Here is a 271-nt window from a genome sequence, read left to right on the forward strand (position 1 = left end):
GTGACATAGTTACCGCAACAGCTACGGGAGTATCACGTAAAAACATTAAACTTTTAGGAACATTCAAGTCTTCTGTTGACCTTGATTTGTCGCCAAACTTAGAGCCAATAAAACCAGCGATAATATAAGAGAATGTCGAGAAATGGCCCATAGCAAGCTGATCAGTATTCATGACCTTCTCTGTATACTTCTGTACCAGTGCTGGCATAATTACCATTAACGACCCAACAATAACTGAACCGATTGCTACCAATAATGCGCCTTTGATTTC

At 39.9% G+C, this 271-nt stretch carries 1 protein-coding gene; it reads right to left on the bottom strand.

Going from position 1 to position 271, the window contains the following annotated elements; translation table 11 throughout:
* Positions 1-253 (bottom strand): PTS transporter subunit IIC (locus ACS2QP_RS27750; protein ID WP_438883063.1); only part of this gene is annotated, 253 nt, incomplete at its 3' end.
* Between the last annotated feature and the right edge of the window lie 18 nt (positions 254-271).

The sequence above is a fragment of the Bacillus cereus group sp. Bce019 genome (assembly GCF_051781745.1).
GTDB classification, from domain to species: domain Bacteria; phylum Bacillota; class Bacilli; order Bacillales; family Bacillaceae_G; genus Bacillus_A; species Bacillus_A cereus.